24 protein-coding genes and 1 other RNA gene are annotated in these 21971 nt (G+C 42.8%); 16 read left to right on the forward strand and 9 right to left on the reverse strand.

Annotated elements, in window-relative coordinates; all coding sequences use genetic code 11:
* Positions 1-54: 54 nt before the first annotated feature.
* The 4 genes from ABD894_RS01375 to ABD894_RS01390 all read left to right on the forward strand — a co-directional run bounded on the left by ABD894_RS01375 (position 55) and on the right by ABD894_RS01390 (position 2650).
* The gene (locus tag ABD894_RS01375; protein WP_345209183.1) at positions 55-627 is read left to right on the forward strand and encodes a 2'-5' RNA ligase family protein; all 573 of its coding nucleotides are present in this window, start codon (positions 55-57) and stop codon (positions 625-627) included.
* A gap of 87 nt (positions 628-714) precedes the next feature.
* Positions 715-813: signal recognition particle sRNA small type (ffs, locus tag ABD894_RS01380), an RNA gene on the forward strand.
* Between the two features lie 97 nt (positions 814-910).
* Positions 911-1570, forward strand: a complete 660-nt coding sequence (gene fsa, locus ABD894_RS01385; RefSeq protein ID WP_345209184.1) for a fructose-6-phosphate aldolase — start codon at positions 911-913, stop codon at positions 1568-1570.
* 117 nt (positions 1571-1687) lie between these two features.
* Positions 1688-2650 (forward strand): YpdA family putative bacillithiol disulfide reductase, encoded by a 963-nt coding sequence (locus tag ABD894_RS01390; protein WP_345209185.1) that lies wholly within the window; start codon positions 1688-1690, stop codon positions 2648-2650.
* A gap of 9 nt (positions 2651-2659) precedes the next feature.
* Here the strand turns inward: ABD894_RS01390 and ABD894_RS01395 are convergent, their stop codons facing one another.
* Both ABD894_RS01395 and ABD894_RS01400 read right to left on the reverse strand, forming a co-directional pair.
* Positions 2660-3241 carry a DinB family protein gene (locus ABD894_RS01395; protein WP_345209186.1) on the reverse strand — a complete coding sequence of 194 codons (582 nt, stop codon included), beginning with the start codon at positions 3239-3241 and terminating at the stop codon, positions 2660-2662.
* A 62-nt stretch (positions 3242-3303) separates the two neighbouring features.
* On the reverse strand, positions 3304-3903 hold the full coding sequence (locus ABD894_RS01400; RefSeq protein WP_345209588.1) for a Crp/Fnr family transcriptional regulator: 600 nt from the start codon (positions 3901-3903) through the stop codon (positions 3304-3306).
* 363 nt (positions 3904-4266) lie between these two features.
* Here ABD894_RS01400 and ABD894_RS01405 point away from each other — a divergent pair, with 363 nt between their 5' ends.
* The 8 genes from ABD894_RS01405 (at position 4267) to ABD894_RS01440 (ending at position 10812) form a co-directional block, all read left to right on the forward strand.
* Complete coding sequence (locus tag ABD894_RS01405) at positions 4267-4926, forward strand: GNAT family N-acetyltransferase (protein WP_345209187.1); 660 nt, start codon at positions 4267-4269, stop codon at positions 4924-4926.
* 26 nt (positions 4927-4952) lie between these two features.
* Positions 4953-6146, forward strand: a complete 1194-nt coding sequence (gene argG / locus ABD894_RS01410) for an argininosuccinate synthase (RefSeq protein ID WP_345209188.1) — start codon at positions 4953-4955, stop codon at positions 6144-6146.
* Positions 6146-6496, forward strand: coding sequence for a cupin domain-containing protein (locus ABD894_RS01415; protein WP_345209189.1), 351 nt, complete (start codon positions 6146-6148; stop codon positions 6494-6496). Before argG ends, ABD894_RS01415 begins: the two co-directional genes overlap by 1 nt.
* Before the next feature lie 29 nt (positions 6497-6525).
* The gene (gene argC, locus ABD894_RS01420; RefSeq protein WP_345209190.1) at positions 6526-7563 is read left to right on the forward strand and encodes an N-acetyl-gamma-glutamyl-phosphate reductase; all 1038 of its coding nucleotides are present in this window, start codon (positions 6526-6528) and stop codon (positions 7561-7563) included.
* A 73-nt stretch (positions 7564-7636) separates the two neighbouring features.
* Positions 7637-7993 carry a four helix bundle protein gene (locus tag ABD894_RS01425; protein ID WP_345209191.1) on the forward strand — a complete coding sequence of 119 codons (357 nt, stop codon included), beginning with the start codon at positions 7637-7639 and terminating at the stop codon, positions 7991-7993.
* 42 nt (positions 7994-8035) lie between these two features.
* Complete coding sequence (locus ABD894_RS01430) at positions 8036-9163, forward strand: aspartate aminotransferase family protein (RefSeq protein WP_345209192.1); 1128 nt, start codon at positions 8036-8038, stop codon at positions 9161-9163.
* Positions 9164-9248: 85 nt separating this feature from the next.
* The gene (locus ABD894_RS01435; RefSeq protein WP_345209193.1) at positions 9249-10196 is read left to right on the forward strand and encodes an N-acetylornithine carbamoyltransferase; all 948 of its coding nucleotides are present in this window, start codon (positions 9249-9251) and stop codon (positions 10194-10196) included.
* A gap of 1 nt (position 10197) precedes the next feature.
* Positions 10198-10812, forward strand: a complete 615-nt coding sequence (locus ABD894_RS01440; RefSeq protein ID WP_345209194.1) for an FMN-binding negative transcriptional regulator — start codon at positions 10198-10200, stop codon at positions 10810-10812.
* A gap of 3 nt (positions 10813-10815) precedes the next feature.
* Here ABD894_RS01440 and ABD894_RS01445 read toward each other — a convergent pair whose 3' ends face one another.
* Both ABD894_RS01445 and ABD894_RS01450 read right to left on the reverse strand, forming a co-directional pair.
* Positions 10816-12060 carry a cation:proton antiporter gene (locus ABD894_RS01445; protein WP_345209195.1) on the reverse strand — a complete coding sequence of 415 codons (1245 nt, stop codon included), beginning with the start codon at positions 12058-12060 and terminating at the stop codon, positions 10816-10818.
* 25 nt (positions 12061-12085) lie between these two features.
* Positions 12086-13390 (reverse strand): NAD(P)/FAD-dependent oxidoreductase, encoded by a 1305-nt coding sequence (locus ABD894_RS01450; RefSeq protein ID WP_345209196.1) that lies wholly within the window; start codon positions 13388-13390, stop codon positions 12086-12088.
* Between the two features lie 154 nt (positions 13391-13544).
* Here ABD894_RS01450 and argB point away from each other — a divergent pair, with 154 nt between their 5' ends.
* Together argB and proC are read left to right on the forward strand one after the other, a co-directional pair.
* Positions 13545-14381: an acetylglutamate kinase gene (gene argB, locus ABD894_RS01455; protein WP_345209197.1), complete on the forward strand. Its 837-nt coding sequence runs from the start codon at positions 13545-13547 to the stop codon at positions 14379-14381.
* Positions 14378-15199, forward strand: coding sequence for a pyrroline-5-carboxylate reductase (gene proC, locus ABD894_RS01460; protein WP_345209198.1), 822 nt, complete (start codon positions 14378-14380; stop codon positions 15197-15199). The genes argB and proC overlap by 4 nt, the downstream gene beginning before the upstream one ends.
* Positions 15200-15323: 124 nt before the next feature.
* Here proC and gpmA read toward each other — a convergent pair whose 3' ends face one another.
* Positions 15324-16013, reverse strand: a complete 690-nt coding sequence (gene gpmA, locus ABD894_RS01465) for a 2,3-diphosphoglycerate-dependent phosphoglycerate mutase (protein ID WP_345209199.1) — start codon at positions 16011-16013, stop codon at positions 15324-15326.
* 106 nt (positions 16014-16119) lie between these two features.
* On the opposite strand from gpmA, the gene ABD894_RS01470 reads away from it, so the two are divergent.
* Together ABD894_RS01470 and ABD894_RS01475 are read left to right on the forward strand one after the other, a co-directional pair.
* Positions 16120-16713, forward strand: a complete 594-nt coding sequence (locus ABD894_RS01470; protein WP_345209200.1) for an acetate uptake transporter — start codon at positions 16120-16122, stop codon at positions 16711-16713.
* Between the two features lie 23 nt (positions 16714-16736).
* Entirely contained in the window at positions 16737-17120 is a 384-nt protein-coding gene (locus tag ABD894_RS01475; RefSeq protein WP_345209201.1) for an SRPBCC domain-containing protein, read from the forward strand.
* A 67-nt stretch (positions 17121-17187) separates the two neighbouring features.
* Here the strand turns inward: ABD894_RS01475 and ABD894_RS01480 are convergent, their stop codons facing one another.
* From ABD894_RS01480 to ABD894_RS01495, 4 genes are read right to left on the reverse strand one after another with little or no spacing between them, the layout of a single operon-like run.
* Positions 17188-18177 (reverse strand): hypothetical protein, encoded by a 990-nt coding sequence (locus ABD894_RS01480; protein ID WP_345209202.1) that lies wholly within the window; start codon positions 18175-18177, stop codon positions 17188-17190.
* A gap of 60 nt (positions 18178-18237) precedes the next feature.
* Positions 18238-20394, reverse strand: a complete 2157-nt coding sequence (locus tag ABD894_RS01485) for a peptidase associated/transthyretin-like domain-containing protein (RefSeq protein WP_345209203.1) — start codon at positions 20392-20394, stop codon at positions 18238-18240.
* A gap of 11 nt (positions 20395-20405) precedes the next feature.
* On the reverse strand, positions 20406-21392 hold the full coding sequence (locus ABD894_RS01490; RefSeq protein WP_345209204.1) for a FecR family protein: 987 nt from the start codon (positions 21390-21392) through the stop codon (positions 20406-20408).
* Positions 21389-21970, reverse strand: a complete 582-nt coding sequence (locus tag ABD894_RS01495; protein ID WP_345209205.1) for an RNA polymerase sigma-70 factor — start codon at positions 21968-21970, stop codon at positions 21389-21391. Before ABD894_RS01495 ends, ABD894_RS01490 begins: the two co-directional genes overlap by 4 nt.
* Between the last annotated feature and the right edge of the window lies 1 nt (position 21971).

Consider the following 21971-nt stretch of genomic DNA (forward strand, 5'->3'; position numbering starts at 1 on the left):
ACTTTAAAATACTAAAATAATTAGCAATTTTGTTTTCTCAAAACCGCAATAATTATGATGGGATATGCCGACTACTACCTTTTACTTTCGCCGCCCGAAGAGGTAAAACAACAAATAAGCAGGTATAAAAAAGCGTCGATAAATAAGATAGGCGCTTTTGAGAGCATGAACTCCCCTGCCCATATCAGCATTGTAAAAACTGAAAGGCAGAAAGCATTTATTGTAGAACCGGCTTTTGAGCGCATGGAAAAACGCCTGAACACCATGCCGCCAATAGTATTGCATATTAACGGTTTCAACTATTTTAAACACGGCGACAAGGCCATGAGCATTTATGCCGATATAAGGCAGACCGATTCGGTAAAGAAATGGTTCCGGTTGTTGTTTAGCTGCATTAATGTAAAGCACGCTTCGTTCACGCCGCATATTACCATAGCAAGAAACATACACGTGAGCGACTTTTATACCCTGTGGCCGCACTTTGAAAAAGCGAAATATGTGGAACCTTTTTGGATAAAAGAACTGCTGGTACTGAAAAGAGAGACGTTTACGCACGAACCAAAGTGGAGCAGGTATAAGACAATCAGCTTTAAAAACGAGTTTGCAGCACTTGCCGAAAAAATTTAATATCTGTAATAAAGCAGGTTAACACTCATTTAACACTGCTTTGCGTTATTTGTACACCGAAAACAAAATCTTTCCTATATTTGCGGTGGGTAAGTCTTTTACGACCAGCTCCTCTTGAACTCCCCCAGGGTGGGAACGCAGCAAGGGTAGAGAGTTGTAGCGGTGCGATAGAAGTAGCTTACCCATTTTTATTTTTTTAGTAACCAGACCTCGTTACTATCGCTTACCAAATCATTAATATGGTAAATGCTCTACAAATGTTAACTCAACAAACCAGCATAAAATGAAATTTTTTATTGATACAGCAAATCTTGCACAAATTAAAGAAGCACACGAATTAGGCGTTTTAGATGGCGTTACCACCAACCCTACCCTGATGGCCAAAGAAGGCATCACCGGTCAGGATAATGTGATTGCCCATTACAAAGCCATTTGCGAAATTACCGATGGTGATGTAAGCGCCGAAGTAATTGCTACTACTTATGACGAGATCATTGTTGAAGGTGAAGCTTTGGCTAAACTGCACGAGCGTATCGTAGTAAAAGTACCTATGATTAAAGATGGCGTTCGCGCTATTAAATACTTTACTTCAAAAGGTATCAAAACCAACTGTACCTTGGTGTTCTCTGCCGGTCAGGCTTTATTGGCTGCTAAAGCAGGCGCTACTTATGTATCTCCGTTCATTGGCCGTTTAGATGATATTTCAACCGATGGTTTGCAATTGATTGAAGATATCCGTTTGATCTATGATAACTACGGTTACGAAACTCAAATCCTGGCTGCTTCGGTTCGTCATGCTATGCACATTATCAATTGCGCTAAATTAGGTTCTGATGTAATTACCGGTCCGTTAAGCGCTATCACTGCTTTATTGAAACACCCTTTAACTGATAATGGCTTAGCCCAGTTTTTGGCAGATCATGCTAAAGCGGCAGGTAAATAATATTGCAATAACGTTATAAAACTTATAACGCCTTATTAGTTCTAAAATAATTAATTTGTCATTCTGAATAAACGGGTAACATTACCTGCTATTCAGGATGACATTTTTATTTAATATATGCTCGATATACTCATTATAGGTGGTGGCCCCATAGGTTTAGCTTGCGGGCTTGCCGCTCAAAAAGCCAGTTTAAGTTTTCTGATAGTTGAAAAAGGTTGCCTTGTAAATTCGATATACAATTACCCTTATACCATGACGTTCTTCTCCACATCCGAACGTTTGGAAATTGGCGGCATCCCTTTTGTCACCATCAACAATAAACCCAACCGTGCCGAAGCATTAGAGTATTATCGAAGGGTGACGCTATCCAATAACCTACCCATCAATTTATTTGAGGAGGTAACCGAAGTAAAACGGGATGGCGACCATTACAACATCAACACCTGCAAAGCAAGCTATCAAGCCAAACGGGTGATACTATCTACCGGTTTTTATGATGTCGCGGTTAACCTCGATATTCCGGGTGAAGATTTGCCGAAGGTGAAGCATTATTATAAAGATCCGCACTATTATGCCATGCAAAAGGTGATCGTTGTGGGATCAAGCAACTCGGCTATTGATGTGGCTTTAGAAACTTATCGTAAAGGCGCTGAAGTAACTTTGGTAATCCGCGGAAGTGAGGTAAGCAGCCGTGTAAAATATTGGGTAAGGCCCGATATTATTAACCGTATTGAGGAAGGCAGCATCAAGGCCTACTTCAACGCTGAATTGGCCGAAGTACGCGAATTTGAGGCAGATATCCGTACCCCCGAAGGACTTATTACCATTCCGAATGATTTTGTAATGGCTATGACGGGTTACAAACCTAATTTTAACTTTCTGAATAAGCTGGGTATTAACTTATCAGCAGATAAATTCATCCCCGAATACAATCCGGATACAATGGAAACCAACCTGCCGGGCATGTATCTCGCAGGTGTGGTTTGCGGCGGCTTGGATACGCATCTTTGGTTTATTGAAAATTCGCGCATCCATGCGGAAATGATCATTAAAGATATATTAAGTAAACAGCAGGCTTAATAAAGGCCGTTATGCCTCCTGGTGATGCAATACGATAGATAAAGTATTTTGCACCTGCACAAAATGTCGTTGCTGGTGAGCAATTAAAAAACGAAAGGCATCCTCTGTTTTTATCCTGATCAGTTTATTGAGGCTGGTAGGTATCCTGATCGCGTTAAGGTCATAATTTGCCGCCCGATCTAACAATTGCAGCAATTGCTGCTGCCCTTTAATATAATTACCGATCACTTCATCGGCATTGGTATTCAATGGCGCATGCCATTTGGCCGCTTTATATTTTTTAGTAATGCTACCCTCAGTATCGGGCAGCATCATTTTCACAAAGTAATTGCCCAGCAAGCCGGGCTTAAATACTTCGCTTTTGTTAAATGGTGATATGGTTGATTGGCTCAGGGCTTTTTCTATGGCAGGCAGATAATAATTATTATAAGTATTCAGGTGCTCAACAATTTGTAAAACACTCCAACTGTGTTCGTTTGGTTTTATATTGAGCGAGGTGTAATGATCGCGGATAAGTACCTCAAAAGTTTGCAGGTTTTGCGTAACCGTGATACTAAGCTCTTTTAATAATTGCGCCTTGTTTAATTTCATCTCTTATTTTTATGCAAATAACCGGGTTTGGCAATTAATAAAAGTTGATGTATACCATCATTTTACAGCTTTTTATTGTTGAGCATCTTACTCAATGTTGCCTTATCAACCCCAATATACGAGGCGATATATTTATCGGGGATCAAATTAAAAACATGCGGGCTACGCTTAAACAGCACTTCCAATTTTTCGGAAGCGCTGAAGATGCTTAGTTCCTTTTGGCGCTCCAACACAGCAGCTAACACATTACTAAGCATAATACGCAGCCACTTTTCAAACTCGGGGTGCTTTTCAGTAAGCGAAATGAAATCTTTATAATGTATCCGCAACAAGCGGCTTTGGGTGAGGCTTTCAAAAGTCAAAGTTGATGGCCTTTGCAGCAGGAAACTATCTACCACACCCGTGAAAGAAACCGGGTAACTGAAAATGGTAGTCGCCTCTTTACCGCCATGCGTACAAAAGCAACGCTGAATGCCTTTGGTTACTATGTACAAATAGCGTTCGGTATCGCCTTCGGCGGATAATACTTGCTTGCGCTTAACATCTATTGCCGACCACTTTGGCAGCATTTCTTCAAAAAAATCATTGCCCAAAACAGGTACCGCGTTAAATACCTGTTTTATGGTTGCAATTTCTTCCGGACCGGGCCTGTTATTGAGCACTTTCAAGCTGATGTAATAAAACGTTATTATAATGTTATTTGTGCACTTTTTTCTTGCATAAATAAAAATTAATGCGATACTTTGCACAAAATTTAAAAACGTAAAAATAATATCAAAAAAATGAACCAGCAAAGCTTATATAAGCCCGTTTCAAGAGCAGTTTTTGCTCCTGTTACCGCTGCTTTGGTTTCAGTTATTTTTATATGCTCTCCGTCACGACGACGATTGTACATCCCCCGGGTTTAATCTGCATATTCTACAAAACCCAACCCTGAGCTTACTATACCCAAGCTCTACCAAACACACCACCATTTAATTAAGGCCATTAAAAGCCAATTAATTTACGGTAATCTTTCTATTTTAATGACTATACAAGATTTTGACATAATAGTTGCTTCAGGCCAGCACGTTGATTACGCTCCGCAAATTTGCGATGAAATGGCCGAATCAGCCAAAGCCCGTGGCACCGGTATTGCACAACGCTCGCCGGAGTATGTCGCCAATAAAATGCTGGAAGGCAAAGCGGTTATCGCTTTACATAAAAATGGCACCTGGGCCGGTTTCTGCTATATTGAAACCTGGAGCCACGGCCAGTTCGTGGCCAATTCGGGCCTTATTGTAAACCCGGAGTTTCGTAAAGTAGGTTTGGCGAAAGCAATCAAGCATAAAGTGTTCGAGCTATCGCGTAAAACTTATCCCGATGCTAAGATATTTGGCTTAACTACAGGTTTGGCGGTAATGAAGATCAACTCTGAACTGGGTTATGAACCCGTTACCTACTCTGAACTTACGCAGGACGAAGATTTTTGGAAAGGCTGTAAAAGCTGCGTTAACTACGATATACTTATGAGCAAGGGCCGTAAGAACTGCATGTGCACCGCCATGCTGTTCGACCCGGAAGAGAAGCGTAAGGAATATGAGAACAAAATGAAAAAGATAACCCACAAGGCTACCTTACTTGAGCGTATTGAAAACGCGTTGAGAGGCCCGGGTAAATTATTGACACTATTTGCAAAAGCTTAACATTAAGCTGATTGATTAAACATAATATGAAGAAAAAAGTAGTACTGGCTTACAGCGGCGGCCTCGATACATCATTTTGCTGTATCTATTTAACACGCGACCTTGGTTTAGAGGTGCACTCGGTAATTGTAAACACCGGCGGTTTCAGCGAAGAAGAACTTAAAGGTGTTGAAGAACGCGCTTTTAAAATGGGCGTAACCTCACACCACGTGGTTGACGAAACCAAGAACTTTTATGATACCTGCGTGCGCTACCTTATATATGGTAACGTGTTAAAGAACAATACTTACCCGCTTTCGGTAAGTGCCGAACGTGTTAGCCAGGCTACAGCTATTGCCAACTATGCTCACCAAATTGGTGCCGAGTACGTTGCCCACGGCAGCACAGGCGCCGGTAACGACCAGGTGCGTTTCGATATGATATTTAACATATTGGCACCTAACGTACAGATACTTACCCCTATCCGCGATCTTAAACTGAGCCGCGAAGAGGAAATTGAGTACCTGAAGAAACATGGTGTTGAAATGAACTTTGAAAAAGCGAAGTATTCTATTAACAAAGGTATTTGGGGTACATCGGTAGGCGGTAAAGAAACGCTTACTTCAAACCTGGGCCTACCTGAAGAAGCATGGCCTACACAAGTAACCGAATCGGCTGTAAGGGATATCGAACTTACTTTTGAAAAAGGCGAACTGGTGGCTATCGACAACGAAAAATATGACCACCCAACTAAAGCCATTCAGGCTTTGCAGGCTATCGCGCAGCCTTATGGCATTGGTCGTGACATTCACGTGGGTGATACTATTATAGGTATAAAAGGCCGTGTAGGCTTTGAAGCCGCCGCGCCAATGGTGATTATTAAAGCGCACCACACATTAGAGAAACACGTGCTTACCAAATGGCAATTAACCTGGAAAGACCAACTATCATCTTTCTACGGCAACTGGTTGCACGAAGGGCAATTCCACGATCCTATTATGCGCAACATGGAGGCATTTTTGAGTGATACCCAAGCCAATGTAAGCGGTAAAGTATTTGTTCAGTTACACCCATACAGGTTCCAGGTGGTAGGTATCGAATCGGATCACGACCTGATGTCGAACAAATTTGGCAGCTATGGTGAAATGAATAATGCCTGGAGCGGTGAAGATGTTAAAGGATTTTCAAAAATATTTGGCAATCAGGTAATGATCTATCATAAAGTAAACAGCCCTCAATAATGAGCGAAATCGTCTTTTCAAAAAGTGATTGTATAACGCATTATACCTGGGGCGATGACTGCCACGGATGGACATTCATAGAAACGGATGCCCTGTCTGTTAAGCAGGAACTGATGCCGCCTGATACAGCCGAACAATTGCACTATCATGAAAAGGCCAAACAGGTGTTTTTTATACTGAAAGGGCGTGCCACATTTATAATTGACGGCGTAGAGCATTTGTTACGTGAGCAGCAAGGTATAGAGATACAGCCGCTGCAAAAGCACTACATAAGTAACAAAGGCGAAAACGACCTTGAGTTCATTTTGTACTCCTATCCAACTACAAAGAATGACAGAATAACCCCCTAACCCCCTGAAGGGGGAATTACAAATACGTCATGAGCGAGATAAATAAAAATATTGATATAAACCCAACTCCCCCTTCAGGGGGTTGGGGGGTAATAAAAGCAGGTATTGTAGGCGGTGCCGGGTATACCGGCGGCGAAATGCTGCGGATCCTGATCAATCACCCTAATGTTGAAATTGCTTTTGTACATAGCAACAGCAACGCGGGTAATTATATTTACGAGGTACACACCGATCTGTTTGGTGATACCGATCTGAAATTCGCGGCCGAGCTATCAAACGAGATCGATGTGCTGTTTTTATGTGTTGGCCATGGCGACGCGAAGAAATTTTTAGCTGCCAACCCGATACCCGATACTATCAGGATCATCGATCTTAGCCAGGATTTCAGGTTGAATCAAAATGCCGAATTCGGTAGCAAAAAGTTTGTCTACGGTTTGCCCGAGCTAAACCGTGATGCCATCAAACAAGCGCAAAACATAGCCAATCCGGGTTGTTTTGCAACTTGTTTACAATTGGGTATGCTGCCATTAGCTTCAAAAGGCTTACTGACTGCCGAAGTAAATATTACTGCTACCACAGGTTCTACCGGCGCTGGCCAAAGTTTATCCCAAACATCGCACTTTACATGGCGTAATGATAACCTGTCTGTGTACAAGGCCTTTGATCATCAGCACCTGAACGAGATCGGCGAATCGCTAAAGCAATTACAGGGTGACGGCGTGGGCGCAATTAACTTTATCCCTTATCGTGGCGATTATACCCGTGGCATCATCGCTTCTATTTATACCGATAGCGATTTAACTGAAGAGGAAGCATTGGCATTGTATACAGCGTATTACGAAGAGCACCCGTTCACGCATGTAACCAATCGTAATATCGATCTGAAACAGATTGTGAATACCAATAAGTGTTTTTTACAAGTAAAGAAACACGGGAATAAATTATTGATAATAAGCATTATGGACAATTTACTTAAAGGCGCGTCGGGCCAGGCAGTTCAAAACATGAACTTGCTTTTTGGTCTGGATGAACGCGCCGGCTTACGATTAAAAGCAACCGCGTTCTAAGCGGAAAGCTTAAAGCGGAAAGTCTAAAGCTTTCGAGCATTTAGGAAAAAGAAATTCAATACGCTAAACGCTAATGAGAGATTATAAGAAACTACAGGTATGGAACAAGTCGCATGAACTTAACCTATTCGTTTACAAGTACCTGTTACCCAAACTGCCTAAAAATGAGCAGTTCGATCTTACCAGTCAAACAAAGAGAGCAGCGTATTCGATTCCTTTGAATATTGTAGAAGGCAGTGGAAGAAATACAGAAAAGGATTTCGCACATTTTTTAGACATAGCTTTAGGTTCTGTTCACGAATTAGAATACTGTTGCCTATTATGTAAAGACTTGAGTTATATAGAAATTGAATTATATAGCTTAGTAAATCAACAACTTAACGAAGTAAAAGCCATGTTAATCGGCTTAATCAAAATATTGCGAAAATAGAAGCTTTCAGCTTTAGACTTTTCGCTTTTAGCTTACAAAGAAATGAACTTATTCGACGTATATCCTATCAATAATATAAATATAGTTAAAGGTGTAGGCAGCCTTGTTTATGATGACAAGGGCACTGAATACCTTGACCTGTATGGTGGCCATGCGGTTATATCAATTGGTCATACCAATCCGCATTATGTGGCGCGTTTGGAGAAACAATTGCATCAGATTGGTTTCTACTCAAATTCCATCGAGATCCCTTTACAAAAAGAACTGGCCGAAAAACTGGGCCATGTTTCGGGTAAAGAGGATTATCAGTTGTTCCTGTGTAATTCGGGTGCCGAAGCTAATGAGAATGCCCTTAAACTGGCTTCTTTTTATAATGGTAAAAAGAAAATTATCGCTTTCAAAAAAGCATTCCACGGTCGTACTTCGTTGGCGGTTGCCGCTACCGACAACCCTAAAATTGTCGCTCCGGTAAACGAAACCGATAACGTGATATTTTTACCTTGGTGCGATGAAGCAGCTTTAGAACAGGCTTTTGCCGAAAACGAAATTTCATCGGTAATTATTGAAGGCATACAGGGCGTAGGCGGTATACAGGTAGCTACCGAAAGCTTTCTGCAAAAAATACGCACTTTGTGCGACGAGCATAACGCGGTTTACATTGCCGATTCGGTACAGTGTGGTTATGGCCGTACCGGTAAATTCTTCTCGCATGATTTTGCCGGTGTTAATGCCGATATATATACTATGGCTAAAGGCATGGGTAATGGCTTCCCTATTGGTGGGATCATTATTGCGCCAAAAATAAAACCTGCTTACGGAATGCTGGGTACTACCTTCGGTGGTAACCACTTAGCCTGCGCGGCAGGTTTAGCGGTGCTGGAAGAGATTGAAAGCAATAATCTGATGCAAAACGCGGCCGAAGTTGGCGCTTACTTGATCAGCGAGTTAAAGAAATTTGAGCAGGTAAAAGAAGTTAGGGGCCGTGGTCTGATGATCGGTATTGAACTGCCCGAAGAACTGGCCAACGTGCGTAAGGACCTGCTATTCAAACACCATATATTTACGGGCGAAGCTAAGCCAAACGTGATCAGGTTGTTGCCTGCTTTAAATTTGACAAAAGCGCATGCCGATAGATTTTTGGAAGCGTTTAAATTAACATTAGCCCCCTAACCCCCTGAAGGGGGAACTTAATGGGCGTATTATAAAACATATTTAAATTATCGCCTCCCCTTCAGGGGAGGTTTGGAGGGGTTATATGAAACTATTTTCTTCTGTACACGATGTTACTGATATTAACGCGCTGGTTGCCGAAGCTTTAAAGCTGAAGCAAGATCCGTACGCGCATCAGCATTTGGGTAAAAACAAAACGCTGGGCCTGGTTTTTCTTAACCCAAGCTTGCGTACCCGTATGAGCACCCAAAAGGCAGGCCTTAATTTAGGTATGAACGTAATGGTGCTTAACATTGATAAAGAAGGCTGGGCCCTTGAACTACAGGATGGCGCTATAATGAACGGCACAACCGTTGAGCATATCCGCGAAGCGGCAGCCGTAATGGGTCAGTATGCCGATATTATAGGCGTGCGCTCATTCCCTGGCCTTAAAGATCGTGAGGAAGATTATAGTGAAGCCATATTCAACAAATTCGTTAAGTTCTGCGGTGTTCCGGTGGTAAGTCTTGAATCGGCTACACGTCACCCGCTGCAAAGCCTGGCCGATTTAGTGACCATTCAGGAATTAAAAACTACAGCCCGCCCTAAAGTAGTGCTTACCTGGGCGCCGCATATTAAAGCGCTTCCGCAGGCTGTACCTAATTCTTTTGCCGAATGGATGTGCAAGGCTGATGTCGACTTTACCATCGCCCATCCGGAAGGTTACGCTTTAAGTAGCGATTTTACCAGCGGTGCTACTATTACCCACAACCAGGATGAAGCATTGAAAGATGCCGATTTTATATATGTAAAAAATTGGTCGGCTTATGAGCCTTACGGGCAAATTACCGGTGGCAATGAAGACTGGATGCTAACCAACGAAAAATTAGCGCCAACCAACAATGCCAAGGTAATGCATTGCCTGCCTGTTCGCCGTAACCTGGAACTGTCTGACGAAATACTCGACGGACCAAACTCTATTGTGGTGCACGAAGCAGGTAACCGTGTTTGGGCAGCGCAAGCGGTGTTGAAACAAATGCTGGAAAGCTTATAATATGTACACGCCGGCAAACAATCGTATTGATAATCTAAACGAAGCTGTAATGTTTATGCAGCGTTACAGCTTCGCTACTATAATTAACGTGATTGATGGCAAACCTGAAGCTACACATCTCCCATTTTTAATTGAGCAGCGTGATGGTAAGATCACACTGTCCTCACATTTCGCTAAGGCAAACCCGCAGGCCAAAGCGATTGATGGCAGCGAAGTACTGGTGATATTTACCGAACCACATGCTTATATTTCGCCATCGCATTACGAAAAAGAAACCAACGTGCCTACGTGGAATTATTTGGCTGTACATGCTTATGGTAAAGCAAAAGAATTGGCAGAAGTCGCCGATAAATTCAGATTACTGGCCCATACCATCAACCAGTATGAAGCAGCCTACATGCAACAATGGGAAAGTCTGCCGGATATCTATCGCGATGGTTTGATAAAAGGGATAACAGCTTTTGAGATTGAAGTAACAAACCTTCAGGCTAAAAAGAAACTGAGCCAGAATAAAACCGAATTGGAGCGTAACAATATCATCAACGCGCTAAAAAATAGCGCAGATACCAATGAGCGTGATATTGCAGCTTACATGCAAGCCCTCGATAAAAAGTGATCGCTATTTATCTTTACGGTACGAGGCATTGATCACCTTGTTTAAGGTAAGCCCCTGCACAATAATAGAGAAGATCACCACAAAATAACAAGCCGATAAGATGAGGTACCGATATTTTGATTCGGGTAGTGAAAGTGCCAATGCTATTGAAATCCCTCCCCTTACTCCTGCCCAGGTTAAAATATTAATGGTACCATAGTTGATATTCAGCGTGCGCCTTAACAGTGTTACCGGCAATAAAATACTCAACCATCGCGATAGCAAAATAATACAGATGGCCAATATACCGGTAAGCCAATAGTTATTAATGTAGGGTACCACGATCATCTGCAAGCCTATCATCACAAACAATATGGTATTAAGCATTTCGTCGATCAGCTCCCAAAATTTTTCTAAAGCCTCGTGCGAATGCTCTTTGTTATCCCTGTTGATAGAACGGTTACCCGCAAATAATCCCGCCGTAACTACTGATAATGGAATTGACAAATGCAGAAATGACGCTACCAATGAATTGGTAAGTACTAACGCCAACGATACCAGTACGATGGTTTGAAAATCGGTGATAGATCTCATTAATCGATATGCCAGGTAGCCTGTAAATGCCCCCAAAGCAATCCCCCCAAATACTTCCTGTGCAAACAAAACAGCCGTTTTAGCTACATCAATATTATCTACACCGGCATTTACTACTTCAAGTATCACGATGAAAAGCAACAGGCCGATCCCGTCGTTAAACAAAGATTCGCCCGAAATAATGGTTTCTAAATGCTGCGGCAAGTTTGAACCTTTTATAATGGCCGATACCGCCACCGGGTCTGTTGGTGAAACCAACGCGCCGAACAAAAAGCAATAAACAAGCGGTAGCCTGATATCGAAAAAGCCGGTGATCCAGTAAAAAAGAAAACCGAATATAGTAGTAGAGAGGATAACACCCAGCGTACTTAATATAAATACCGGCCGCATGGCCTTTTTCAACTTATTGGTATCCAGATTAAACGCGCTGGCAACCAACAGAAAACCCAGCATTACATTGAGTACCGTACGCGAAAAGTTGATGCTTTTTGCCAATGCCGTCAGGTGCTTAGCCATACCGGGGTTGGTATTATTGATAACAATAATGGCTACCGACCCTAAAATAGCAATACTGATTACCCCTATGGTACCCGGCAACTTAATAAAGCGGGCATTGATATAGGAATAAACGGCGCTCAAAATAACGAGCAATGCTATTATTACAAAAAGATCCATATTGGTTTATATTGACAGCCTGATGCTACTTTGCAACCGGCTCTGTCATCATGGTTTTAATATTAAAAAATCGAATAATCAAGCGGTTATCGCTATTACGGCTAAAATAACCTATCGACCAGTTCAAGAATACGATGGCCTTATTGGTGAATCCGGCTAACGACATAACGTGCACCACCATCCACAGCAGCCAGGCAAAAAAGCCCTGAAAACGCATTTTACCAATGTCTGCCACAGCCTTATTAAGGCCAATGGTAGCCATAGTGCCCTTATCAGTATATTTAAAAGGCACAACAGCCTCGCCATTGATAATACGGACAAGGTTTTTAGCCAACTGCTGCCCTTGCTGTACTGCAACCGGCGCGACACCGGGATAACCATTCGGCGCGAGCGGAGTTACCATTGATGAGACATCGCCAATGGCGAATATATTTTGAAAGCCTTTTACTTTGCTAAACTCATCCGTTTCAATACGGTAGCCACTACTGATGATCTCTTTGGGTATGCCTTCGGGTACTTCGCCCATTACACCGGCCGTCCAAAATACGTTGCGTGTTTTTAACGTAGTACCGTCGTTTATGGAGAGTGTAAGGCCATCATAACCCAGCACCCTGATACCGTTAGATACGTGAACGTGCATATCCGTCAAAAATCTTTTTGCCGCGGCTGATGCCTGCTCCGTCATGGCGGCAATAAGGCGAGGCTTACTTTCTATCAGGTAAACCTTCATCTCATCATTATCCAACTTCGGAAAATCTTTATGTAAAATATACTTACGAAAATCAGCTAATGCACCTGAAAGCTCTACACCCGTAGGGCCGCCGCCTACTATAACAAAAGTGAGCAATGCCCGGCGTTCTTCGGCATCAGTAGTAATGTTCGCTGTTTCGAGGTTTTGAAGGATGAGGCTGCGCAGGTTCAACGCTTCAGGAACATTCTTCATCGGCATGGTACAGCTCTCCAATTCCTTATTGCCAAAGAAGTTGGTATTTGAGCCTGTGGCTATTACCAGGTAATCATATTTAATATCGCCCGTACTGGTGATAACCGTATTGTTTTCCGCATCTATCTTTTGTACTTCGGTAAGCCTGAAGCTGAAGTTCTTTTGCCCGGTGAAGATCCGCCGGATCGGGAAGCCAACGGAATCGGCCTCTAATGTACCGGTAGCTACCTGGTATAGCAGCGGCTGAAAGGTATGATAGTTATGCTTATCGAGCATTAAAACCTCAACAGGTGCTGATTTTAAACGCTTTGCAACCTGTATGCCGCCAAAGCCGCCGCCTATAATAACCACAAGTGGTTTGGCGGTAGTATTTTCGTTGCTCATCATATGTTATAATAGACAACTAATTAAGTGCTTTTTTGTTGAGCCAGTGTTTAAAAATTGTAATTTAATAACGATTTAACACCGTAATATTAAATAAATGCCGCTTATTTGCTAATTTTGAATCATATTTATCAAAAACAGGGCGTTAATTCACCAAATGGGCATTGATAAGAAGTATTTAAAGACTACTAACAAGGTGAATAAACTATATATTATTAAAATTGGCGGCAATGTGATAGATAATTCTGAAAATTTGCATAATTTTCTTCAGGATTTTAGCTCACTTGACGGCCACAAGATTTTGGTACACGGGGGCGGAAAAGTAGCCACCCAGCTTTCGGCCACATTAGGCATTGAAGCAAAATTAGTTGACGGCAGGCGCATTACAGATATTGAAACGTTACGTGTGGTAACCATGGTTTATGGTGGACTGATCAACAAGAACATTGTGGCCCAGCTACAGCGTTTTGGCACTAACGCGATAGGCTTAACAGGTGCCGACGGGAATTTTATCCGCACTAAGAAACGCCCCGTTAAAACTATTGATTACGGTTTTGTTGGTGATATAGATGAAAATTCTATTAACCCGGAAAACATACAGCGATTGCTTGAGGCAGGCTTTACCCCCGCTTTTTGCGCGATAACCCACGATGGCGAAGGGCAGTTATTAAATACCAATGCCGATACCATTGCTTCGGCCCTTGCGGTATCGTTATCAAAACTGTACGAAACCACGCTGATATACTGCTTTGAGAAAAAAGGCGTTTTGCACGATATAAATGATGAGGAATCGGTAATACGAGATATCGATCCGAAGCGTTATGAAGAATTGAAAAAACAGGAAATTATACACAGCGGCATGCTGCCAAAACTGGATAACGCTTTTACGGCAATTGCCTGCGGCGTTAAATCGGTGATCATTGGCCGGTCTGACGATTTGGGAAATATTAAGGGACAACAACCATTTGGGACACGCTTAAGCAACAATATATGAATGCACAGCAAAACATTGCCATTTTAGGCAGCGGTAATATAGGTTTATCATTAGCAAAGGGATTAGTGGCGGCTAATATATGTAAGCCCAATCAGGTTATACTTACCCGCAGAAACGTTGCTGCGCTTGATGAGTATGCCGAGCAGGGTTATCAAACCACCTCTGTAAACACAAAGGCAGTTAAAAAGGCTGATATTGTTGTACTGGCAGTTTTGCCGCAGCAGCTTAACAAACTGCTCGATGAAATTAAGCCTGTAATAAAATCAGAAAAACAACTGCTGGTATCGGTTATATCGGGTGTTAGCTGCGAGGATATTCGCAAACATTTAGAGGTAAATGTACAGGTGATAAGGGCCATGCCTAATACCGCTATAGCTATTGGGCAATCGATGACATGTATTGCTACTGATAACGGTACACAGAAGAACATCAACTTAGTAAGATCATTATTTGATACGGTAGGTGTAAGTATACAGATCAATGAAGAACTCATGACATCGGCCACCGCGCTTTGCGCCTGTGGTATCGCGTTCTTCCTGCGTTCTATCCGTGCGGCATCGCAAGGCGGTACCGAGATCGGCTTCCATGCGCACGATGCATTGCGTATGGCCGCGCAAACTGCTAAAGGCGCAGCAGATCTTCTACTGCAACTATCATCGCACCCCGAACAGGAAATTGATAAGGTAACTTCACCAAAAGGCTGTACCATAGCAGGTTTGAACGAAATGGAACATAATGGCTTTAGTTCGGCTATGATAAAAGGTATTAAATTTTCGGCCCAAAAAGCCGGGGAATTGTATCCGAACGACGAGGCGTAAACGCATATTAGCTTAGACAACTTTTAAAAAGTTGTCTAAGCTTTTTCAATATAGATTGTCGACTCACATTACGAAGAAGATTTCTCTTCGTACCTCATCGAAATGACAATGTGGGTGCAATGTATTATTCCAGGTAATAATGTCTGATGGTATTCAGTCCCTCATCCAGTTCATAAATCCAGGGTGTAGCTGTAGGGATATCGAGATTAGTCACATCCTCATCACTAAGCAGATCCATATATTTTATAAGTGCCCGCAGGCTGTTACCATGCGCGCAGATGATCACTTTTTGGTTTTGGCGCATGGCCTTCACAATCACTTCACTCCAAAAGGGTAATACCCTCTCCATGGTTTCGCTAAGGTTTTCGGTAACGGGTATTTCGCGCTGGGTAAGGTCTTTGTAGCGGATGTCGTGACCGGGATAGCATTCGTCATCGTGTGTTACTTCAGGCGGATGCTCGTTGGGGTCGCGCCGCCATTTGTGCACCTGCTCCTCGCCGTATTTAGCTATAGTTTCATCTTTGTTCAATCCTTGTAAGGCACCATAAAACCGTTCGTTCAAACGCCATGATTTGGTTACGGGGATCCAAAGGTGATCCAACTCTTCCAGCACAAAGTGCAATGTTTTTATTGATCGTTTTAATACCGATGTAAAGCCGGCATCAAAGTTATAACCATGCTTATCTAACAGCTTACCAGCCCTGCTGGCCTGTTCAAATCCTTCGGGCGATAGGTCAACATCTGTCCAACCGGTAAAGCGGTTCTCCTGGTTCCAAACACTTTCGCCATGCCGTAGTAATACTAATTTCTGCATATATAAATGGTTAACGCCAAATGTTGTAGCGGGTTTTTAAATTTACTTGTAATTTGTTTTTAAAAAAATTTACATTGCAGGTAAATCCAATTAAACCAAAACAATTATGACTGTAGTTACTACTCCCGTTCTGGTATCGGACGGCATCGCTAACCCTGCTCCTCTCGGTTTGTGTGCCTTCGGCATGACCACCGTACTGCTCAACATCCACAACGCCGGTTTCTTCGAACTTAACTCCATGATACTGGCCATGGGCCTTTTTTATGGCGGATTGGCGCAGGTGATTGCCGGAATTATAGAAGCTAAAAAGAACAACACATTCGGCTTAACGGCCTTTACGTCTTACGGTTTCTTTTGGTTATCGTTAGTTGGCCTGATACTGTTACCCAAATGGGGATTGGCCGAAAAAACATCAGAAGGTGCCATGTGCGCTTACCTCGGCATCTGGGGGTTATTTACGCTGTTTCTGTTTTTCGGTACGCTGCGTTTAAACCGTGCTTTGCAATTTGTATTTGGTTCGCTGGTTATATTGTTTGGTTTGCTGGTGGCAGGCGATGCTACCGGGAACAAAGCAATCACGCATTTAGCCGGATATGAAGGTATCATCTGCGGAGCATCGGCCATTTATACCGGCATTGCCAATGTGCTGAACGAGGTATACGGCAAAACAGTTTTACCTATAGGGCCTGTGGCTAAGTAAAATATTTGCGCTAAATTGCACCCGTGAAAGATTACAAAAAATATTATATAATACCGGCCACGCCCGAAGAGATCTACATGGCGCTTACCAACCCGGTTACCATACAATTATGGACAGGTGACCCGGCCGAAATGTCAACCGAACCCGGATCGGAATTTTCATTGTGGGAAGGCAGCATTGTAGGTAAGAATATCGAATTTGAGCCCAACAAAAAGGTAGTTCAGCAATGGTATTTTGACGGCCAAACCGAAGAATCAATAGTGACCATTAAATTACACGATGATAAACACGGCACTTCTGTTGAGTTAAGGCATACCAACATTCCCGATGAAGCTTATGAAGATATAACCGACGGCTGGGATAATGTATATTTTGGCAGCCTTGAAGATTTCTTTGACGTTAACTAAGTTCAATATACTTTCAATCAACAAAAAAGCAGCGCTCAACACGCTGCTTTTTTGTTTCGGTATGTAATTAAAGCTTTAGGAGATAACGTAAACGAAGCGCAAGCACATCAGCGATGTTATGACCGCTATAGGCCTCGTACTTAATACCGGCATCAATACCGTTTTTAAATTGCAAGCCTATTGATGGCGAATAAACAAACTGACTGCCGCCTTTGGTAGCAAAGCCTATACCCGCCTCTCCGCCTACATAGAATTTTTTACCGGCAAATAACCTTAACCCGGCTTTCAGCGGGATAACGTTGCTTGTGGTAGTATCGGTACGGAAACTGTAGGCAACAGTCGACTGATCAACATAGTAATTAGGATAGGTAGAAAAATAGTGTGTGATACCACCGGATAATGACGCGTCAAGGTTGCTGGTTAAACGATGATGCAGGCTTAGTTCGCCACCAAGGGTAAAGCCATTGGAACCTTCGGTTGTTTGTCCGGGCGATACTGCTAAACCTAACAGCCAGCCTTCGGGAGCATCAGCTTTTTTATGTACACTTAGCTTTTTCAAACTAAAGCCATAAGCTATGCACAGGGCAAGCGTTCTGGTGATACTGCTACGGGTATAATCCTCATATTTAACACTCATATCGAGCCCGTTACTAAACGTTAAACCTACCGATGGCGACCATAAGAACGAGTTCCCCCATTGCTCAAACCCAAAACCAACACCGGCCTCGCCGCCTACATATAATTTATTGGCCACAAAGTACTTGATACCGGCCTTAACAGGGATTACATTGTATGGGCTGCCATATTGGTTAAAGCCAGTAAAATGATCTTTCTCAAAAAAGTGGGTGAATCCGGCGGTTAGCGTACCCGATACGCGGTTGTTAAAATCTCTTTGCAGCCTGATATCGCCGCCTAAAGTATATTGAAAAGGATCTTTAGTGGCCAAACCCGGATCGACACCGAAACCGATACGCCATTTGCTTTGCGCGTTAACCGACAGCGAGCCAAATAGTAATATAGATGCTGCTGCTGCCTTGATAAATGTATTTTTTAACATAGTGATATATTTTTGCAGGTATGACAACAACATTACGCCTCGCCCCTACGCCCCAATATTTTAATTTAATTTAAGGCGATAGCCCAATCTCAAACCGAACTGTTTGATGCCTGCAAAGCGTACATAATCTTCAAACTTGATACCTGTTTCCAGACCGTTATTGAAGCGGTACCCCATGGAAATAGCGTAGAGTGCCGATTTTTTGATACCTGTACCTTCTTCTGTAAAATTACCATCGCCGGAAGTGGCACGGTGCAAGGCAGGATAACCTATGCCGAATGCCATCCCCAGTTCACCACCGAAGAACCAGTGTTTGCCCGAATAGCTGCGGATACCCGCCTTAACCGGTATCGCCTTAAAATCATTTATAAATATCTGATCCGAAGCCCCGTTAGGAATACCGGAATAAAACGTTTCAATATGATCGGCACTGTGGTAGGTGTAACCTACGGTAAATGTACCAGCGCTGTGGCTGCCCAAATCACGTTGAAGGAACAGTTCTGTTCCGTATACATTCTTGTATGGCCTATCCCAGCCGATACCACCGGTAAATGCCGTACCTAAATACCAGAACCGGGAGTTGTCAGTCTTAGTTTTTTCTTCCTGCTTGCTGAATGTAGAGTTAAAGGCTATACCGGCTTCCCAGCTTATCCATCGTTTCACGGGATTACGACCATAATATTCAAGAGGCACCCTGAACCGTGTTTGGTAACCCGGCTGACTGCCCGTATAAGAATATTTATTGTAGGTTGGTCCGGCAAAAAGGCTTACATGTTTTGATAGTTGCATGTTGAGCAGCAATTTCCCCTGCGCCCACCTGTCATCCCACGCCCCGGTATTGGCAAACTGGTAATCGGCTTCGGCAGATAAGTAAACGGACGGACTAAACATAAAATCGTGGCCTACACCCAAACCGAATGAATACATTTTATTATTGCCAGAGATGTTTACACCCGTTAGCAAGGTGCTGTAGAAAGCATGCGTACCCGTTTTTAAGGAAATATTGGTATTAGTAAGAGTATTGGCAGATAAGCTCACTTTATAAAAGCCGTTGCGGATAATATTCAGCAAACCAATGCTGATGCCCTCGGAAGTATCTGCGCTGTTTACCAATCCTATCTGTACGCCTTTCAATTTGTGAGCATCATTACGCAGGGTAGTTAATTGCAAACCGTATACAGGGCCCTCGCTCCTGTTTATAAACCCTGCTACCTGCACACCTTTAACCGTATCCAGCACCTGGTTATTTACACCCGCCAATTGCAAACCATTTAGCGTACCGCCTACTAAATTGAAGATGCCTGCCATTTGTAAATAACGGCTATCGCGCTTGTTAATGTTGAATAAACCACCTACCTCCAATCCGTTTACCCCGGCGGTATAGCCTCCAACCAAATTCACCGAAAACTTATTTACCACCTGCGGACTAAACATGCCATGCGAACTCAAACCGGGTGTAAGTGACACCTGAAATGGCCGGTGAGCAAAAAAATCGGGAATGTTTAAACTTTGGATCATTTGCCGGGTGGAGATAAACAGCCTGCCCAATCCGGTGCGTTCCACCCTGTTGCCTTTATCTGCGGCACTGTAATAATCGGCCAAACGGTTGCGCTGGCTAACAGATATAGTTTGTAAAAAGGTGATAGAAGTATCTTTGTATGATCTTTTACTTGCGGTAATACTGATGGTTTGAGGGTTGCCCGCCCTGAATTTAAGCCTGAAATAACCGTGCTCATCCGTTAATGCCGATACCAGTTGCTGCTTTTCGTACACGCTGGCATTCATTAAACGCTCACCATTACGCTCGTCGACCACAAAACCACTTACCGAATAGGTATTGTCATCATTGGTCATATCGGTATTAATGAGCGATAATCTCGGCAAGGCCGGAGTAATTATAATGTAGCCGTTTTGTTCGGCATATTCGTATTTCTGGTTAAACAGCAGCCGTAATACCTCAATTACCAATTTATTATTGGCATTGATTGTCACAAGGCTATCCTTTCGCAAAATTTCGCCGTTGTAAGAAAAATAGAAGCCACCCTGTTTGCTGATTTCGTTAAGCACGACGGCCAATTTTTCGTGGTTTGCGTTGATCGAAACCGGCTTACTCAATAAATATTGGGCTTGTACCCGGTTACTTATAACAAGTGATAACAGTATAAAAGTAAATAGCAGCCTAACCTTTTTTGATGAACGTAGTAAAGTAAAATTCATTTAACAGGCAGCTATTTAAGTATGATCTGGTTATTCTTCTTTTCCACAGTGATGTTAAACGTACGGGTGATCACCTTCAACACGCTATCTAATGGTTCATTTTTGAATGTGGTGTTCAGCGGCAGGTTCCTCAACTCCTTACGGCCAATAATGATGCGGCTATCGTAAGCCTCATTCAATACCTCCACTATGCGCCATAAGGGTGTATCATCAGCAACAAATTCCTTGCTCCTGTAATAATTATATAGCTGATCGGTATTTTTCTGTTTTACCAATTCCTTTTCCAGTTTCTTTACCACCGCTTTTTCGCCGGGTTTAAGCGAGAGCATTTTACCGCTGTTGCTTACCTCTACTATTCCGGTTTCTACAATTACCTCAATATTGCTGTTCCTATTTTTCACGTTGAACGATGTACCTACCACCTTAATAACGGTACCGCTGCTGTTAATTATAAATGGTTTACTTTTATCGGGGGTAATACTAAAAAAGGCCTCGCCCCTCACCAGCGTAACCTTTCGTTTGTTTCCGCTAAAGGTTTCGGGGTATTGCAATAAGCTGTTTTTGTTAAGGGTGATAACAGAACCGTCGGACAAGGTATCTATCCTGACCGCCTTATCGGTAGCGAAGTCCACATCTTTGGCAGGGTTTTTATTTATCATATACAACCACACGCCCCCTGCAAAGGCCAGCAATACGGCAGCTATACGTAACCAGTTATAACTGCGCGGCAGTATTACTTCTTTACCCTTATCGGCTTTTTGTATGGCTATTTTTTGCTTCAGCCTGCCTAAAGATTCCTGGGCATCTGCCTGCCCGGTAAATTTGAGTTTATCGCTTGCCTCCCATACCTGTGCAAATTGCATGTAGTGTCGCTCATTGGCGGCATCATCTTTGCGCCATTCGGTTACCTGTGCCACTTGTTCGGCTGATGCTTCGCCCAACAGGCAACTGATCAGCAGATCGTCGTTCATTTCCATGTTTTCAGCGTTTAAATTCATCGCATCATATTTATTAGTATCCACAATAAAAAAGGCAGGTAATCTGCCAATTGCAGCCTTAGCCTTTTCAGTGCCTTGTTCATCTGGTTTTCTACCGTTTTGGTGCTTATGCCCAATTTGGCGGCTATCTCTGCATATTTAAGTTCTTCAAAACGCCGCATCTGGAATATGGTACGGCATTGCTCGGGCAGTTCGTTAATGGCTTTTAACAGCCGCTGTTCCAGTTCGCGGTACTGTAAACCACCCGATGTATTTTCGCTTTGATTATCCATTTCGTAACCGGCATGGTTTAAATAGCTTTGTTTTACCTTTTGGTGCTTGATATAATTAAGGCACTCATTATGCACCGAGCGATACAGGTATGCTTTTAGCGAAGTGTGGATGCTGATGGGATCTTTACGTTCCAATAGCTTCAAAAAAACATCATGCACCATTTCATCAGCCAAAGCACCATCATTAAGCATGGTATAGGCATAATGATGCAGCGCCGTATAATGATCAAGGTAGATACTGTCGAAATCGGCGCTATCGGCATTGAGCTGTAATTGAAATGCTGTATGTATATTATCTGTTTGCAAA

Origin of the sequence: Mucilaginibacter gynuensis, from assembly GCF_039541195.1 — a bacterium.
In the GTDB taxonomy this organism is placed as follows: Bacteria; Bacteroidota; Bacteroidia; order Sphingobacteriales; family Sphingobacteriaceae; genus Mucilaginibacter; species Mucilaginibacter gynuensis.

Bases quoted from the DNA above. Each gene is read 5' to 3' on its own strand.
- ABD894_RS01450 (WP_345209196.1), bottom strand. From the start codon at position 13,390: ATGATGAGCAACGAAAATACTACCGCCAAACCACTTGTGGTTATTATA.
- proC (WP_345209198.1), top strand. From the start codon at position 14,378: ATGAATGCACAGCAAAACATTGCCATTTTAGGCAGCGGTAATATAGGT.
- argG (WP_345209188.1), top strand. From the start codon at position 4,953: ATGAAGAAAAAAGTAGTACTGGCTTACAGCGGCGGCCTCGATACATCA.
- ABD894_RS01490 (WP_345209204.1), bottom strand. From the start codon at position 21,392: ATGAATTTAAACGCTGAAAACATGGAAATGAACGACGATCTGCTGATC.
- ABD894_RS01445 (WP_345209195.1), bottom strand. From the start codon at position 12,060: ATGGATCTTTTTGTAATAATAGCATTGCTCGTTATTTTGAGCGCCGTT.
- ABD894_RS01485 (WP_345209203.1), bottom strand. From the start codon at position 20,394: ATGAATTTTACTTTACTACGTTCATCAAAAAAGGTTAGGCTGCTATTT.
- ABD894_RS01480 (WP_345209202.1), bottom strand. From the start codon at position 18,177: ATGTTAAAAAATACATTTATCAAGGCAGCAGCAGCATCTATATTACTA.
- argB (WP_345209197.1), top strand. From the start codon at position 13,545: ATGGGCATTGATAAGAAGTATTTAAAGACTACTAACAAGGTGAATAAA.
- ABD894_RS01375 (WP_345209183.1), top strand. From the start codon at position 55: ATGATGGGATATGCCGACTACTACCTTTTACTTTCGCCGCCCGAAGAG.
- ABD894_RS01470 (WP_345209200.1), top strand. From the start codon at position 16,120: ATGACTGTAGTTACTACTCCCGTTCTGGTATCGGACGGCATCGCTAAC.
- gpmA (WP_345209199.1), bottom strand. From the start codon at position 16,013: ATGCAGAAATTAGTATTACTACGGCATGGCGAAAGTGTTTGGAACCAG.
- ABD894_RS01405 (WP_345209187.1), top strand. From the start codon at position 4,267: ATGACTATACAAGATTTTGACATAATAGTTGCTTCAGGCCAGCACGTT.
- ABD894_RS01395 (WP_345209186.1), bottom strand. From the start codon at position 3,241: ATGAAATTAAACAAGGCGCAATTATTAAAAGAGCTTAGTATCACGGTT.
- ABD894_RS01440 (WP_345209194.1), top strand. From the start codon at position 10,198: ATGTACACGCCGGCAAACAATCGTATTGATAATCTAAACGAAGCTGTA.
- ABD894_RS01425 (WP_345209191.1), top strand. From the start codon at position 7,637: ATGAGAGATTATAAGAAACTACAGGTATGGAACAAGTCGCATGAACTT.
- fsa (WP_345209184.1), top strand. From the start codon at position 911: ATGAAATTTTTTATTGATACAGCAAATCTTGCACAAATTAAAGAAGCA.
- ABD894_RS01415 (WP_345209189.1), top strand. From the start codon at position 6,146: ATGAGCGAAATCGTCTTTTCAAAAAGTGATTGTATAACGCATTATACC.
- argC (WP_345209190.1), top strand. From the start codon at position 6,526: ATGAGCGAGATAAATAAAAATATTGATATAAACCCAACTCCCCCTTCA.
- ABD894_RS01430 (WP_345209192.1), top strand. From the start codon at position 8,036: ATGAACTTATTCGACGTATATCCTATCAATAATATAAATATAGTTAAA.
- ABD894_RS01390 (WP_345209185.1), top strand. From the start codon at position 1,688: ATGCTCGATATACTCATTATAGGTGGTGGCCCCATAGGTTTAGCTTGC.
- ABD894_RS01435 (WP_345209193.1), top strand. From the start codon at position 9,249: ATGAAACTATTTTCTTCTGTACACGATGTTACTGATATTAACGCGCTG.